The sequence below is a fragment of the Sphingomonas astragali genome (assembly GCF_051400615.1).
Taxonomy (GTDB): domain Bacteria; phylum Pseudomonadota; class Alphaproteobacteria; order Sphingomonadales; family Sphingomonadaceae; genus Sphingomonas.
This window is the reverse complement of record NZ_JBLFFH010000002.1, coordinates 262,527-276,785: the sequence shown is the minus strand read 5'-3', so window position 1 is coordinate 276,785 and position 14,259 is coordinate 262,527. Positions and strand designations below refer to the sequence as shown.

Genomic DNA, 14,259 nt, shown 5'->3' with positions numbered 1-14,259 from the left:
CCTATGTCGCGGGAAGGCCCCTTGACGCAAGGTCATTGCGTACTGCAGCGATCATTCGCGTCAAAATTTCTGTCCAGCGCGCCACGCCAGCCTCGTAGCGGATCAGGTCGTTGCGGATCTCGATGCCGGCCGAAGCGATGCCCTGCCCCTCCGCATGGCGGTTGAGCGTCGCGTTGAGGACGCGGCCCGAATAGGGCTCGTTGTCCCCGACGACCAGCCCTTCATCCACCAGGAATGCAATCGCGGAATCGGCGGCACGGCGATCTCGGTTGGACAGAATGCCGATCTCCCAGCGCCGCTCGGGCGTATTGCCGCTCTCGAGCCGCGGCGTGAAGCTGTGGATGCCGAGGATCAACCGCGGCCGCCTTGCCCGCACCTCCGCGGCGATGGCACGGTGATAGGGGGCGTAGAAGCTGGCGATGCGCTCGAAACGGTCGATGGTTCCGTTGCCGAGGATCGCATGGCCGTCGCTGGCGGCCGGGACGAGCGTCGGATGATCGGCCTCGCGGTTCAGATCGATCACCAGCCGCGAGACTGTGGCAAGCATCGCCGGGGCGCCCGTCGCTTGGGTCAGCGCGCGGGTAAGCGCACCGGCGCCGATATCGATCGCGATATGGCGGTCGAGCAGGTCGGGCGCGATGCCGAGGTCGACGCCGGGCGGAAGCGCGTTGGAGGCATGGTCACAGATCAGCAGCACGTCGCCGTCGCCGGGCAGTATCTCGGGGTTCATCGTTTGCGCTCGTGGAAGGCAGAGAGCCGCTCGGCGAACTCGGCGCCGCCGAATGCGGCATCGAAATCGCGGGCGGCCGTCAGGGACCGCGGATCGGCGAGCGCCCGCTTCAGCATCCGCACCGCCTCGGGTGCGAGGGTGGCGATGCGCTCGGCGAACGACCGGGCGGCCGCGGAAGCATCCGGCGCGCGCAGTTCGGCCAGGCCGATGCGATGCGCCTCGTCGGCCTCGACCGGATCGGCGGCAAGCAGCATCCGCGCCGCCTGCCCCTGCCCGATACGTGCGATCAGCCGGGCAACGTCCTCGCCCGGATAGCCGATACCCAGCTTGGCCGGCGTGGTCGCGAACATTGCGCCGTCTCCCGCTATCCTGAGGTCGCAGGCAAGCGCCAGCGCGACCGCGGCGCCATAGCAGCCGCCATCCACCGCCGCGATTACCGGCATCGGCAGCGTCGCCACCGCCTCGATCCCGGCGCGCATCGCTTCACGGAAAGCGGTTCGGGCCGGCGGATCGGAGATCAGTTCCCCAAGATCGGCAAGATCGGCGCCGGCGGAGAAGCTTCCCGGCACCGCCGACGACAGGATCACGGCACGAACGTCGCAGCGACCGATCTCGGCGGCGACGTCCCGCAAGGCCAGCCACTCCCGGGTCGGAATCGCATTGCGCTGCGTCGGCCGGTCGAGCGTGATGCGGGCGATGGCGCCGTCCCGCGACCAGCCGATCATGCGGTGTCCCGGAGGGCGGGAGATGGCGCGCGGGCGAACCACAGGCCATCGGCGGACGGCTCGCTCCCGGCGTCTGATCCGCTGTCCCTCGTTTTAGCAAGGGCCATGCCAATCGCGCCCGCCCTCGACGGCAGGCTAGCGAACGCTTCGATGCGTGCCGAACAGAGACAGGAAAGTGTCACGAGAGGACCGTTTCGAGACACCACCAGCCCGGCCGGGCAGCCTGAACGGTAGCCGCGGCATGGCTGCGCGCCGCGGCATCGGCGCACAGCGCGAAGCAGGTCCCGCCCGAGCCCGACATGCGGGCGAGCAGCATCCCTGGCTGCGCCGCGAGCAGCTCCAGCACCTCGCCGATCACCGGCGCGACGGCGCGGGCGGGCGGCTCCAGGTCGTTGCGGCCTTCGCTCGCGATCACCGACGCATCGCCGACTGGCAGCGGCCCCCGATCGAGGCCGTCCCAGCGCACAAAAACCTCGCGCGTCGCCACCGCGACGCCGGGATTGACCAGCAGCACCGGCGCACCTTGCAACCCTCCTACCGGCTCGAGCCGTTCGCCCCTGCCCCGCCCGATCGCGGTGCGGCCCAGCAGACACGCCGGGACATCCGATCCGAGCTTCGGCGCGATATCCGCGAGCGCGGCCGGATCGATGCCCGTCCGCTGCGCCAGCGCCCGCAGCATCGCGGCGGCATCGGCCGAGCCTCCGCCGATTCCGGAGGCGACCGGCAAGCGCTTGACCAGCTCGGTGCGGAGCGGCGGCAACGGACCGAAGGCGGCGGAGAAGGCCTCGGCGGCACGTGTGACGAGATTGTCGCTCTCCCGCGCCAGCGCCTCGGCGAACGGCCCCGTGACGGCGAATGACGGAATCTCGGCATCGCTCAGGCGAACCTCGTCGCCGAACTCGGTGAAGGCGAACAGCGTCTCCAGCTCGTGATAGCCGTCCTCGCGCCGGGTACGGACGTGGAGGGCGAGGTTGAGCTTGGCCCGCGCGGGCTCGACGATCATCGGCGTCACTCGAGTCCGGCGGCGAGCTTGCCCGACAACCGCGCCGCGTCCTCGCCTCCGGCATGGACCGACGCCGCCCGCCAGGCGTAGCGCGCCTCGTAGCGGCGGCCGAGCCGCCAATAGGCGTCGCCGAGATGCTCCTGGATGGTGACGTCCGCCGGTTCGGCCCGGGCCGCACGTTCGAGCAGCGGCATCGCTCTGGTGAGATCGCCGGTCTGAACATAGGCCCAGCCGAGCGAATCGGCGATCGCGGCATCATTGGGCTCGAGCTTGACCGCCCGCTCGAGCATGGCGCGAGCCCCAGCGATGTTCTCGCCGCGGACGAGCTGCGCATAGCCCAGATAGTTGAGCGCCACCGCCTGATCGGGCGCGAGCGCCACCGCCTTCTCGAGCAACGGTTTGGCTTCGGCCCAGCGGCCCGCCTGCTCGAGCGCGCCGCCGCGCTGGAGATAGAGGATCCAACTGGGATCACCCTCCACCCGCGCCATCGCCTTGGTATAGGCATCGGCCGCCTCGTCGAACCGTCCCGCGGCCACCAGCATGTCGCCGTAGCGCTGCATGTCCTCCGCATCCGCGCCCTTGGCGTGCGCGACCGCGCCGGCGGTCTCCAGCGCCCGGCGGTCCTCGCCCGCGCGATCGAGCACCGTCACCTTGGCCGCCAGCGCCGGCGCGGCGTAGATCGACTCCGGACCCACCTCGTCGAGCAACGCGATCGCGCGCCGCTCGGCGCCGTCGGCGGAGAGCGCGTCGGCGAGGATCAGGCGGGCGCGGTCGTCCCCCGGGTCGAGCAGCATCGCCGCGCGGCCCAGCACGATCGCCAGCGGCCGCGCCTCGCCCCTGACCAGATCGGCCGCGAGGCGCGTGAACAGCCGCGACACCCCGAACGCCGCGCTCGGCTCCGCGCCTTCGCCCAGCCGCTCGCGCAGCGCCGTCAGCACGCGATCGTCGCCGGCGATCACCGCCCGCGCCAGATCCTGACGGCCGCCATGGGCGAACAGCTCGGCGGCGTTGACGCGAAGATCGAGGTTGCCGGCACTCGCGCCGAGCAGGATGCGCAGCTCCGCCGCCCCCTCGTCGATCTTGCCGCCGGCGATCAGCAGCAAGGCGCGATTTTCGGCGTTGAAGCGCCGGGCGAGCCCGCTGTCACCCTTGTCCAGCAGTTTGGCCGCGCCGGCATCGCCGCGCTCGAACGCGACCCACGCCTTGATCACCGGCCCCAGGAACTCGAGCGGACCGTTCGCCATGCGATCGGCGGCAGCATTGGCCGCTTCCCAGTCGCGCGCGGCGACCGCGTCGGCGGCGGCGAGCACGGCGGCGTCGGCCGGCGCCACACCCGCCGACTGCAGCACGGCGACGGCCTGCCGCGCCAGCGAGAGGTCGCCTGCCGCCAGCGCCTCGCGATAGGCGCGGATCGCCACCACCGGATTGCTGGGCGATCCCGCCAGCGCCGCGCCATAGGCGGCCGAAGCGGTCTCCACCGCACCGTCGGCGTCGGCGGCGCGCGCCTTCACATAGGCCGCGAGCGACTGTGGCACGTCGGCATGGGCCGGCACCGCGACGGACGCCGCGGCGATGCCGGCGAGAAGGACGCTACATGTTCGGATAATTCGGCCCTCCGCCGCCTTCGGGGACCACCCAGTTGATGTTCTGGGTCGGGTCCTTGATGTCGCACGTCTTGCAGTGGACGCAGTTCTGCGCGTTGATCACGAACCTGGGCTCGCCCACGTCCTCGCCCACCACCTCGTAAACGCCCGCCGGGCAATAGCGCTGCGCCGGTTCGTCGAACAGCGGCAGATCATAGGCGATCGGAATGTCCGGGTCGCGCAGCGTCAGATGGACCGGCTGGTCCTCCTCATGGTTGGTGTTCGACAGGAACACCGAGGACAGCCGGTCGAAGGTGAGCGCGCCGTCGGGCTTGGGATAGGCGATCGGCTTGACCAGGTCCTTGCGCCACAGCGTCTCGTTGTCGGGATGGTCGTGGTGGAGCGTGAAGGGCATCTTGATGCCCCAATATTCCAGCCACATGGTGATGCCGGACAGGCCCGAGCCGATGAAATCGCCGAATTTCTTGACCAGCGGCACCACGTTGCGGACGATCGACAGCTCCTTCTTGACCCACGAACTCTCGAACGTTTCCGGATAGGCGGAAAGCTCGTCATGCGCGCGGCCCGCCTGGATCGCGGCGAAAGCCGCCTCCGCCGCCATCATCGCCGATTTCATCGCGGTGTGCGTGCCCTTGATCCGCGGCACGTTGAGGAAGCCGGCGCTGTCGCCGATCAGCGCACCGCCCGGGAACACCAGCTTCGGGATCGACTGCAGCCCCCCGTCGCTGATCGCCCGAGCGCCGTAGGAGACGCGCTTGCCGCCCGCCAATATCTCCGCGATTGCCGGATGCGTCTTCCAGCGCTGCATCTCCTGGAAGGGCGAGAGATAGGGATTGGTGTAGTTGAGCCAGGTGACGAAGCCGAGCGCCACCTGCCCGTTCGCCTGGTGGTACAGGAAACCGCCGCCGTTCGAGCCCTTGGTCTCGCTGAGCGGCCAGCCCTGGGTATGGATGACGCGGCCCGGGACATGCTTGGCGGGATCGACGTCCCACAGCTCCTTGACGCCGAGGCCGTAGACCTGCGGATCGCTGTCCCTGGCGAGATCGAAGGTACGGATCAGCTCCTTGGTCAGGTGCCCGCGGCATCCTTCGCCGAGGAAGGTGTATTTGGCGTGGAGCTCCAGCCCCGGCTGGTAATCGGGCTTGCGCGTGCCGTCGCGCGCGACGCCCATGTCGCCGGTGGCGACGCCCTTCACCGATCCGTCGTCGTTGAACAGCACCTCCGCGGCCGCGAAGCCGGGAAACACCTCGACGCCCAGCTCCCCCGCCTGCTCCGCCAGCCAGCGGCACAGGTTGCCGAGGCTGCCCGTATAGGTGTTCTTGTTGTGCATGAACGGCGGCGTCCACAGGTGCGGCAGCACGAACTTGCGCTTCCTGCCCAGCACCCAGTGGAGGTTCTCGGTCACCGGCACCTCGGCGAGCGGGCAGCCCTTGTCGCGCCAGTCGGGGATCAGTTCGTCGAGCGCGCGCGGGTCGATCACCGCGCCCGACAGGATGTGCGCGCCGACCTCCGATCCCTTTTCCAGCACGCACACGCTGAGCTCGGCGCCGGCCGCGTTGGCGAGCTGCTTGAGCCGGATCGCCGCCGACAGCCCCGCCGGCCCGGCGCCGACGATCACCACGTCGTAGGGCATCGACTCGCGTTCAGCCATCATCGTCTCCCGCCGGGACGCCGAACGACTCCCTGTCGTCGCGTCGCAGCAACGTCTTGTCCTCGCTCCGGTTTGGGCAGATTGACGGCCGCGTCAAGCTAGGATTCTAATGGATGGCGATGGGGGGGGACCAGCATCACGATTGGCGGGAGCTCGCGCAAAGCGCGCTCGATTGGTGGCGGGAGGCGGGCGTCGACACGCTCGTCGCCGACACCCCGCGCGACTGGCGCATCCAGGCGGCGCCGGTTGCCGCTACGGCCGCCGCGCCCCTGCCGCCGGAAGCGGAAGCGACAGCCGCACCGCTCCCCGCCACGCTCGAGACCTTCGTCGCCTGGCGCACCGGCCCCGACGCGCCGGAAGCCGGCTGGGGAATGCCCCTGTTCGCGCCGGAGGGCGATCCGGCCTCCGGCCTGATGATCATCGTCGACTGCCCGGAAGATGAGGCGCTGCTCGACGGCGCCCCCGGCCGGTTGTTCGACCGGATGCTCGCCGCGATCGGCCGCGATCGCGCCGGCATCTATCTCGCCGCGCTCGCCGGCGCCCGCCCGGTCGGCGGCCGCATACCGCCCGAGATGCTGCCCGCCCTTGCCGCGCTGCTGCGCCACCACATCGCCCTCGCTGCCCCGAAACGGCTGCTCGTGGCCGGTTCCGCGGCGAGCCGTGCGCTGATCGGGACGGACAGCGCTCGCGGGCGTGGAAGTTTACATCCCGTTCACCTTGAAGTCGGCACGGTGGACGCGGTCGTGAGCTGGCACCCGCGTTTCCTCCTGGAGCGGCCAGCGGCCAAGGCGGAAGCCTGGAAGGATTTGCAGTTGCTGATGGGGGGATTGCGCTGATGCGCTCCGCGTTCCTGGTTGCCATTGCAGCGATGACCCTGCCGGCGGTCGCCCATGCCGGTGTGGAGCCGGCGGCCGTCGATGCCGGCGGCGCGCCGGGGCAGCGCTACCCCACCACCTCCGCCGCGCCGCAGGGCGACGGCGTTCCCGACCAGCTCGACGCCGGCCAGCGTTCCGCTTATCGCGCCGTCTTCGCCGCGATCCGCGAGAGCCGCTGGACCGACGCCCAGATCCAGCTCGACGCGATGAAGCCGGGCCCGCTCCACGCCTTCGCCCGCGCCCAGCTCTACACCGCCAAAGGCTCGCCCAAGGTCGACCTCTCGCAGCTCGCCCAGCTCCTTGCCGACGCCCCCGAGCTGCCGCAGGCGGCGCAGATCGCGCGCCTTGCCGCCGCACGCGGTGCGATCGACCTTCCTTCCCTTCCCGCCCAGCAGCAGCTCATCTGGTACGATGGCGCTCCCAATCGCCGGCGCCTCAAGAGCACCGCGCGCAGCGACGCCGCCGCCGCCGAGCTCGCCCGCGCAATGCAGCCGCTGATCAAGGCCGATCGCGGCGCCGAGGCCGAGGCGCTGGTCGAATCCAAAGCCAGCCTGCTCGCCCCCGATGCGCTGACCGAATGGCGCCAGAAGGTCGCCTGGATCTACTACGTCTCCAACGACGACGCCTCCGCCAAGCGCGTCGCCGCGCTTGCCCGGGCCGGCACCGGCGACTGGGCCGCACAGGCCGACTGGGTCGCCGGTCTCGCCGCGTGGCGCAGCCGTGATTATCCCGCCGCCGCGGCCGCCTTCGCCAGCGTCGCCCAGCGCGCCGCCGATACCGACCTGCGCGCCGCCGGCTTCTACTGGGCCTCGCGCGCCGATATGGCCTCGGGCCGCCCGGACCTCGTCCAGGGCCGCCTCCAGAACGCCGCCCAATATGTCGAAACCTTCTACGGCCAGCTCGCTCGCGAATCGCTCGGCGTCGCCGCCCGCGCCGCCGCGACGGGCGAGAAGACCACCGCCGAGGACTGGCAGCTGCTCGAGCGCCGCCCCAATGTCCGCGTCGCCGCGGCGCTGACCGAGATCGGTGAGACCGACCTCGCCGACGAGGTGATCCGTCAGCAGGCCCGCATCGGCAACCCTGCTGAATATGCCGCGCTCACCCGCCTCGCCGGCCGCCTCAACCTGCCCGCGACCCAGCTCTGGATGTCGCACAACGGCCCGATCGGCGCGCACCCGGCAATCGCCGCCCGCTATCCGATGCCGAACTGGACCCCCGACGGGGGCTGGCGCGTCGACAAGGCGCTGGTCTACGCCCACACTCTCCAGGAATCGCGCTTCCGCATCGGCGTGGTGAGCCCGGCGGGGGCTTATGGCCTGATGCAGATCATGCCGGCTGCCGCGACCGACATCGCACGCGCCAAGGGCCTTGCCCGGCTCGATCGCGTCTCGCTCACCCGTCCCTCGACCAACATGGAGGTGGGGCAGAGCTATCTCGAGCAGCTGCGCGACCAGCCCTGTACCCAGGGCCTGCTCCCCAAGGTGATCGCCGCCTACAACGCCGGTCCGCTGCCGGTCGCGATGTGGAACGCGCAGATGCGCGACGGCGGCGATCCGCTGCTCTACATCGAATCGATCCCCTATTGGGAAACCCGCGGCTACGTCCTGACCGTGCTGCGCAACTATTGGATGTACGAGGCGCAGGCCGGCAAGCACTCCGCCAGCCGCGCCGCGCTGGCGCAGGGCTTGTGGCCCAAGTTCCCGGGCATGAGCGGTGCCGCCGCGGTGCGCGTGGCGGGCCGACCCGGCGGCATCCTCCCGGCCGCCAAGCCTGCGGCGCCGGTCACCTACTCCGAAGCCATCTCCGCACTCACCCGTGCCCATTGACGAGACCGTCGCGTTCCGGCCGGTCCGGATCGCGGTGCTCACCATATCCGACACGCGCAAGCCCGAAACCGACCGCTCCGGTGACGCGCTGGTCGAGCGGCTGACCGCTGCTGGCCACGAGCTCGCCGGCCGCCTGATCGTGCCCGACGACGCCGCCGCGATCACCGCCAGGCTCAATGCCTGGATCGACGATCCGGAGGTCGATTGCGTGATCACTACCGGCGGTACCGGCGTCACCGGCCGCGACGTCACGCCCGAGGCGCTGGAGCGCGTGCAGGACAAGCCGATCCCCGGCTTCGGTGAGCTGTTCCGCTGGCTGAGCTACCGGAGCATCGGCACCTCGACGGTGCAGTCGCGCGCCTGCGCCTGCGTCGCCCGCGGCACCTACATCTTTGCCCTCCCCGGCTCCACCGGCGCCGTCCGCGACGGCTGGGACGGCATTCTCGCCAGCCAGCTCGACATCCGCCACAAGCCCTGCAACTTCGTCGAGCTGATGCCGCGATTGAGAGAGCGGTAGGAAAGAATTATCGAGCGGACACGAAGTCGGCGGGTTGTGGGCGGCACTCGCATGAAATTAGCGTTTCCGGAACAACTCGAGGAAGCGGGAATGATACGGGAAATGCGGCGCCGAGCCTTCCTCGTGGCAAGCGGCCAGGCCATCCTTTTCGCGCCGCTGTGTCCTAGCGCGGCAGGCGGCGGAGCGGGCCATTCATCCGGCGAGCCGCTCAAAGACCTCCACGCCCACCTCGTCCCCGAGCTCGAGAGACGAATTCCATCGCTGATGAAAAAGGCGAGTCTGCCGGGCCTCGCGATCGCGATCGTGCGGGATTCAAAGCTGACATGGTGCCGGGGTTTTGGGGTTGCGGACGTCGCCTCCGGGCGTCCTGTCGATTGCGCGACGATCTTCGAAGCGCAATCGCTGAGCAAACCGGTCTTCGCCTATCTGGTTCTCAAACTGTGCGAAACGGGAGTCCTCGACCTCGACACGCCTCTGACGAGATACACGTCCGATCGGATCCTGGCGGGCGACCCTCGTCTCGACCGCATCACCGCGCGTCATGTGCTCTCGCATACCGGCGGTCTGCAGAACTGGCGGTCGAATACCGATCCTCTCAGGATCCATTTCGACCCGGGCGAGCAATGGCTCTACTCGGGCGAGGCCTATAGCTATCTCCAGTCGGTCGTGACGCATTTGATCGGGCGCACGGATCCGAGCAGATGCGTGACCTATGACGTCAAGATATGTGCGACCGACTTCGTCGATTACATGAAGGCTCGCCTTCTCATTCCGTTCGGGATGACATCCAGCGACTATATATGGAACGTGGACCTTGGAACACGATCGGCGTTGCCGCACGATGTCGACGGAAAGGCCACGCCGGGACATCGCTGGACGGCAATCGAGGCGGCACGATGGGGCTCATCCGGCGGATTGCTTACCACGCCCGCGGACTATGCGAGGTTCCTGATCGCAGTCATGAGTCCGCGCCCCAACGATACCTATCGGCTGAACCGCGACAGCCTCGCCGAAATGGTTCGCCCGGCGATCCGCGTTCCGGACAAGGAACGCCCCAGCGCCTGGTCCCTCGGCAGCTCGTGGGGGCTCGGCTGGCAGTTGTTCGATGTCGCAGGCGATCCGGTCATCGCCCACGGCGGCGACAGTTCGGGATTCCACAACTTCGCCGCGGCTTCTCTCGCCCGCAAATCCGCTCTCGTTGTCATGACGAATGGCCAGGGGGGATCGCAGGTCATCGAACAACTCGTCGTCCCGGATTTCCTGGATCGCCTGCTGCATTGGACATAGTTCAATCTCGCCGTATCCGCCTCCATTGTTCTTGATTTGTTCTAGACTTCCTCCTAATTTCGCGCAATGGCCAAGGCGCGACCCGTCCGCGGTGCCACCGTCAACCGCGAGAGCACCCGTTTCAGCCTGCCCGAACGGCAGGCGGACGGTGACTGGCTCGACGATCGCGAGGGGATCGACGGCGCGCCGCCGCCGCTGCGCACCACCGTCACCGTCGAGCGGCCGAAGACGATCATCACGCGCAACCAGTCGCCCGACGTGCCGTTCGATCGCTCGATCAATCCCTATCGCGGCTGCGAGCATGGCTGCATCTACTGCTTCGCGCGGCCGACCCATGCCTATCACGACCTGTCGCCGGGACTCGATTTCGAATCGAAGCTGTTCGCCAAGCCGGAGGCGGCGACGCTGCTCCGCGCCGAGCTGGCGAAGCGCGGCTACGTCTGCCGCCCGATCGCCTTCGGCACCAACACCGATCCCTATCAGCCGATCGAGGGCGACTGGCGGATCACGCGCAGCTGCATCGAGCTGCTCGCCGAGTGCAACCATCCGATCACCATCACCACCAAGTCCGATCGCGTCACCCGCGACCTCGACATCCTCGCGCCGATGGCCGCCAAGGGGCTTGCGGCGGTGATGGTGTCGGTCACCTCGCTCGACCCTAAGGTGGCGCGCACCGTCGAACCGCGCGCGCCCCATCCCGAGCGCCGGCTGGCGGCGGTGGCGAAACTCTCGGCCGCAGGGGTGCCCACGGTCGTCTCGATCGCGCCCGTCATCCCCGCGATCACCGACCACGAGCTGGAGCATCTGATCGAGCGCGCGGCCGAGGCTGGCGCCTATGGCGCGGGCTTCATCCCCATCCGCCTGCCGTTCGAGGTCGCGCCGCTGTTCGAGGCGTGGCTCGACGCCCATTTCCCCGACCGCAAGGCCAAGGTGATGGCGACGATCGGCTCGATCCGCGGCGGCCGGCGCAACGATCCCGGCTTCTTCAGCCGGATGCGCGGCAGCGGTCCCTGGGCGGAGCTGCTGCGGACCCGTTTCCAGATCGCCTGCCGCAAGCACGGCCTCAACCGTGAGCGCAAGCCGCTCCGCACCGATCTGTTCCGCCCGCCGGCCGGGCCGCAGGGCGAGCTGTTCGGCTGACGCCGCGGGCGGCGGACCCGATGCGTACGCTCGTCCGTTGTGTCCGCAGGACCGTCCGACAATTCATCGAGTCGCTCATGGCCACGCTTGCCCCCGGATGGCGCAATGGGTGATCGACGGCCTGCCCGAGCTGACGCGCAAATATGTCCGCCTGCGCAGCGAGGGCGAGACCGCCAGCCACTGAGGCGTATCGGACAACGTGACCGCAGCTCGGCGCAGCTGCGGGTTGCCCGCGGGGCGAGGTGATGCAAGGGAAGCGGTATGCGCTCGCTTCTCCGATTCCTCGCCATTGCCGCCGTCTGGCTCCTCGCCGCTCCCGTCCTGGCCCAGCCCAGTCCGGGAGAGCTGCGCGTCATGAGCTTCAACGTCCGCTACGGCACCGCCGACGATGGGCCGAACGATTGGGCGCACCGGCGCGACATCCTCGTCGAGACCATCCGCGCCGAGCATCCCGACGTGATCGGCACTCAGGAGCTGCTCAAGGACCAGGCCGACTATATCGTCGCCAAGCTGCCGGACTACACCTGGTTCGGCATCGACCGCCGCGGCGGGCATGGCGACGAGCATATGGGCGTGTTCTATCGCCGCGACCGGCTCAAGCTGATTGAGCAAGGGAATTTCTGGCTGTCGGATACGCCTTCGGTGCCCGGCAGCATCAGCTGGGGTCATCCGTTGCCGCGCATGGTGACCTGGGGCGTATTCGAGACGAAGGACGGCAAGCGCTTCCGCCTGCTCAACACCCACTTCCCCTATCGCGCCGAGGACGAGCTCGCCCGCGAGAAAGCGGCGAAACTGATCGCCGATCACCTGCGGCAGCTGGATCATGGCGGGCCGGTGATCCTGACCGGCGACTTCAACACCGACATCAGCAGCCAGGCGCACGCGATCCTGGTCAAGGTGCTCGCCGACGCGTGGCAGACGACGGCGCATACCGGGCCGGTCGGTACGTTCCACGGCTTCAAGGGCGAGCCCGGCGGCGCGGATCGCATCGACTGGATCCTGTCGTACGGCTTCACCGTCAAGCGGGTGGCGACGCTGACCACCAACCGCAACGGGCGTTACCCGTCCGATCACTTCCCGGTCGTGGCGGATATGAGCCTCGAGCCCTGACAACCCTACCGTCACCGGAAGGGCCGAAAATCCATCGACGGCCTGCCTTGCCGTCCGAGCTTCCTGACCAGCCCCCGCGGCATAGTGGGCCGACCTTCGCCGGGCGACGATCGGGTGTCAGGCCGCGGCCAGCTTGAAGTCCTTGTACTGCGCCCGGATCGCGGTCTTGAGCAGCTTGCCGGTCGCGGTATGGGGCAGCGCCTCGACGAAGTGGATCTCGTCGGGCAGCCACCATTTGGCGACGCATCTGGCAAGGTGCGCGTGGATCTCCTCCGCCGTCACCGCGCTGCCAGGCTTGCGCACCACCAGCAGGATCGGGCGCTCGTCCCATTTCGGATGCGGCACGCCGATCGCCGCGGCCTCCGCGACGCCCGCGCAGCCGACCGCGGCATTCTCGAGCTCGACCGAACTGATCCACTCGCCGCCCGACTTGATCACGTCCTTGGCGCGGTCGGTGATCTGCATGACGTTGTCGGGATGGATCACCGCGACATCGCCGGTGTCGAACCAGCCGTCCGCGGTCAGCGCATCCTCGTCGGCGCCATAATAGCGCTGGACGATCCACGGCCCGCGCACCTGGAGCCGACCCGAGCTCATCCCGTCGCGCGGCAGGATATTGCCCTCATCGTCGACCACGCGCATCTCGACGCCGAACGGCACCTTGCCCTGCTTGCTGACCTGGTCGACCTGCGCTTCGAAGCTCAGCTCGTCCCAATCCCACGACGGCGCTCCCATCGTCCCGATGGGCGAGGTCTCGGTCATGCCCCAGGCATGGTTGACGCGGATGCCCATCCTCATGATCCGCTCGACCATCGCGCGCGGCGCCGCCGATCCGCCGATGGTGACGATCTTGAGGTGTTTGGGAGCCTCCCCCGTCTCGTCGATGTGCTGGAACATCGCGAACCACACCGTCGGCACGCCGGCCGAGTGGGTCACCTTCTCGCGGTTCATCAGCTCGCACAGCACCTTGGCCTCGTTGACCGCGGAGAAGACGAACTTGCCCCCCACCGCCGCCAGCGCGAACGGCAGGCCCCAGCCGACCGCATGGAACATCGGCACCACCGGCAGCGCTACCGCCTGCGTCGACAGGTCGAACTCGGCCGGCTGCAGCTCGGTGATCGCGTGGATCACGGTCGAGCGGTGCGAATAGATGACGCCCTTGGGATGGCCTGTCGTGCCGCTGGTGTAGCACATCAGGCACGCCTCGCGCTCGTCGCCCTCGTGCCAGGCATAATCGCCATTCTCGGCATCGAGCAGCGCGCGGAAGCTGTCCGGCCCGTCGCCATCCATCACCACATAATGCTCGATCGTCGTCCATTGCGGCTTCATGCGATCGACGATCGGCTGGAAGGCGCGATCGTAGAGCAGCACCCGATCGCCAGCATGATTGGCGATATAGGCGAGCTGATCGTCGAACAGCCGCGGATTGATGGTGTGGATCACCCCACCCATGCCGATCGCGCCGTACCAGGCGATCAGGTGATGCGCGTGGTTCATCGCCATCGTCGCGACGCGGTCGCCGGGTTTCATCCCCAGCCGCTCGAGCGCCTGCGCCAGCCGCCGCGCGTCGTGCGCCACTCCGGCCCAATCGGTCCGCGTCTCGCTGCCGTCTGCCCAGCGCGTGACGATCTCGCGCGATCCATGCTCGCGCGCGGCATGGTCGAGCAGGCGCATCACGCGCAGCTCGTAATCCTGCATCTGTCCCAGCATTCCTCGCCCATTCCGTCTGTTTTGGTCGAGCGATTGTATCGACGGGCGCCCGCGCGTCCAGAGGCGGCCGCCTCCTGGACA

General features: G+C 68.9%; 12 protein-coding genes. 6 read left to right on the top strand and 6 right to left on the bottom strand.

Features of this window, described 5'->3' with window-relative positions; translation table 11 throughout:
- Position 1: 1 nt before the first annotated feature.
- The 5 genes from ACMGER_RS09575 to ACMGER_RS09555 form a co-directional block, all read right to left on the bottom strand.
- Positions 2 to 730 carry an N-formylglutamate amidohydrolase gene (locus ACMGER_RS09575; RefSeq protein ID WP_436811923.1) on the bottom strand — a complete coding sequence of 243 codons (729 nt, stop codon included), beginning with the start codon at positions 728 to 730 and terminating at the stop codon, positions 2 to 4.
- Positions 727 to 1,455: an enoyl-CoA hydratase/isomerase family protein gene (locus tag ACMGER_RS09570; protein WP_436811922.1), complete on the bottom strand. Its 729-nt coding sequence runs from the start codon at positions 1,453 to 1,455 to the stop codon at positions 727 to 729. Before ACMGER_RS09570 ends, ACMGER_RS09575 begins: the two co-directional genes overlap by 4 nt.
- Before the next feature lie 178 nt (positions 1,456 to 1,633).
- Positions 1,634 to 2,458 carry a 4-(cytidine 5'-diphospho)-2-C-methyl-D-erythritol kinase gene (locus tag ACMGER_RS09565; protein WP_436811921.1) on the bottom strand — a complete coding sequence of 275 codons (825 nt, stop codon included), beginning with the start codon at positions 2,456 to 2,458 and terminating at the stop codon, positions 1,634 to 1,636.
- A gap of 5 nt (positions 2,459 to 2,463) precedes the next feature.
- Positions 2,464 to 4,011 carry a tetratricopeptide repeat protein gene (locus ACMGER_RS09560; protein ID WP_436811920.1) on the bottom strand — a complete coding sequence of 516 codons (1,548 nt, stop codon included), beginning with the start codon at positions 4,009 to 4,011 and terminating at the stop codon, positions 2,464 to 2,466.
- Between the two features lie 37 nt (positions 4,012 to 4,048).
- On the bottom strand, positions 4,049 to 5,713 hold the full coding sequence (locus tag ACMGER_RS09555) for an electron transfer flavoprotein-ubiquinone oxidoreductase (protein WP_436811919.1): 1,665 nt from the start codon (positions 5,711 to 5,713) through the stop codon (positions 4,049 to 4,051).
- Between the two features lie 113 nt (positions 5,714 to 5,826).
- Here ACMGER_RS09555 and ACMGER_RS09550 point away from each other — a divergent pair, with 113 nt between their 5' ends.
- The 6 genes from ACMGER_RS09550 to ACMGER_RS09525 all read left to right on the top strand — a co-directional run bounded on the left by ACMGER_RS09550 (position 5,827) and on the right by ACMGER_RS09525 (position 12,468).
- Positions 5,827 to 6,549 (top strand): uracil-DNA glycosylase family protein, encoded by a 723-nt coding sequence (locus ACMGER_RS09550; protein ID WP_436811918.1) that lies wholly within the window; start codon positions 5,827 to 5,829, stop codon positions 6,547 to 6,549.
- Positions 6,549 to 8,414 carry a lytic transglycosylase domain-containing protein gene (locus tag ACMGER_RS09545; protein WP_436811917.1) on the top strand — a complete coding sequence of 622 codons (1,866 nt, stop codon included), beginning with the start codon at positions 6,549 to 6,551 and terminating at the stop codon, positions 8,412 to 8,414. Before ACMGER_RS09550 ends, ACMGER_RS09545 begins: the two co-directional genes overlap by 1 nt.
- Positions 8,404 to 8,931 carry a molybdenum cofactor biosynthesis protein B gene (moaB, locus tag ACMGER_RS09540; protein ID WP_436811916.1) on the top strand — a complete coding sequence of 176 codons (528 nt, stop codon included), beginning with the start codon at positions 8,404 to 8,406 and terminating at the stop codon, positions 8,929 to 8,931. The genes ACMGER_RS09545 and moaB overlap by 11 nt, the downstream gene beginning before the upstream one ends.
- 51 nt (positions 8,932 to 8,982) lie before the next feature.
- Entirely contained in the window at positions 8,983 to 10,218 is a 1,236-nt protein-coding gene (locus tag ACMGER_RS09535; RefSeq protein WP_436811915.1) for a serine hydrolase domain-containing protein, read from the top strand.
- Between the two features lie 66 nt (positions 10,219 to 10,284).
- A complete protein-coding gene (locus ACMGER_RS09530; RefSeq protein WP_436811914.1) occupies positions 10,285 to 11,358 on the top strand; it encodes a PA0069 family radical SAM protein in 1,074 nt (357 codons plus the stop codon).
- Positions 11,359 to 11,619: 261 nt separating this feature from the next.
- Entirely contained in the window at positions 11,620 to 12,468 is an 849-nt protein-coding gene (locus ACMGER_RS09525) for an endonuclease/exonuclease/phosphatase family protein (protein WP_436811913.1), read from the top strand.
- A gap of 117 nt (positions 12,469 to 12,585) precedes the next feature.
- On the opposite strand, the gene ACMGER_RS09520 is transcribed toward ACMGER_RS09525, so the two are convergent.
- Positions 12,586 to 14,178: a long-chain fatty acid--CoA ligase gene (locus tag ACMGER_RS09520; protein WP_436811912.1), complete on the bottom strand. Its 1,593-nt coding sequence runs from the start codon at positions 14,176 to 14,178 to the stop codon at positions 12,586 to 12,588.
- Positions 14,179 to 14,259: the final 81 nt, after the last annotated feature.

Coding starts and splice junctions, on each gene's coding strand:
- ACMGER_RS09575 (WP_436811923.1), bottom strand. CDS start 730: ATGAACCCCGAGATACTGCCCGGCGACGGCGACGTGCTGCTGATCTGT.
- ACMGER_RS09570 (WP_436811922.1), bottom strand. CDS start 1,455: ATGATCGGCTGGTCGCGGGACGGCGCCATCGCCCGCATCACGCTCGAC.
- ACMGER_RS09565 (WP_436811921.1), bottom strand. CDS start 2,458: ATGATCGTCGAGCCCGCGCGGGCCAAGCTCAACCTCGCCCTCCACGTC.
- ACMGER_RS09555 (WP_436811919.1), bottom strand. CDS start 5,713: ATGGCTGAACGCGAGTCGATGCCCTACGACGTGGTGATCGTCGGCGCC.
- ACMGER_RS09550 (WP_436811918.1), top strand. CDS start 5,827: ATGGCGATGGGGGGGGACCAGCATCACGATTGGCGGGAGCTCGCGCAA.
- ACMGER_RS09545 (WP_436811917.1), top strand. CDS start 6,549: ATGCGCTCCGCGTTCCTGGTTGCCATTGCAGCGATGACCCTGCCGGCG.
- ACMGER_RS09535 (WP_436811915.1), top strand. CDS start 8,983: ATGAAATTAGCGTTTCCGGAACAACTCGAGGAAGCGGGAATGATACGG.
- ACMGER_RS09530 (WP_436811914.1), top strand. CDS start 10,285: ATGGCCAAGGCGCGACCCGTCCGCGGTGCCACCGTCAACCGCGAGAGC.
- ACMGER_RS09525 (WP_436811913.1), top strand. CDS start 11,620: ATGCGCTCGCTTCTCCGATTCCTCGCCATTGCCGCCGTCTGGCTCCTC.
- ACMGER_RS09520 (WP_436811912.1), bottom strand. CDS start 14,178: ATGCTGGGACAGATGCAGGATTACGAGCTGCGCGTGATGCGCCTGCTC.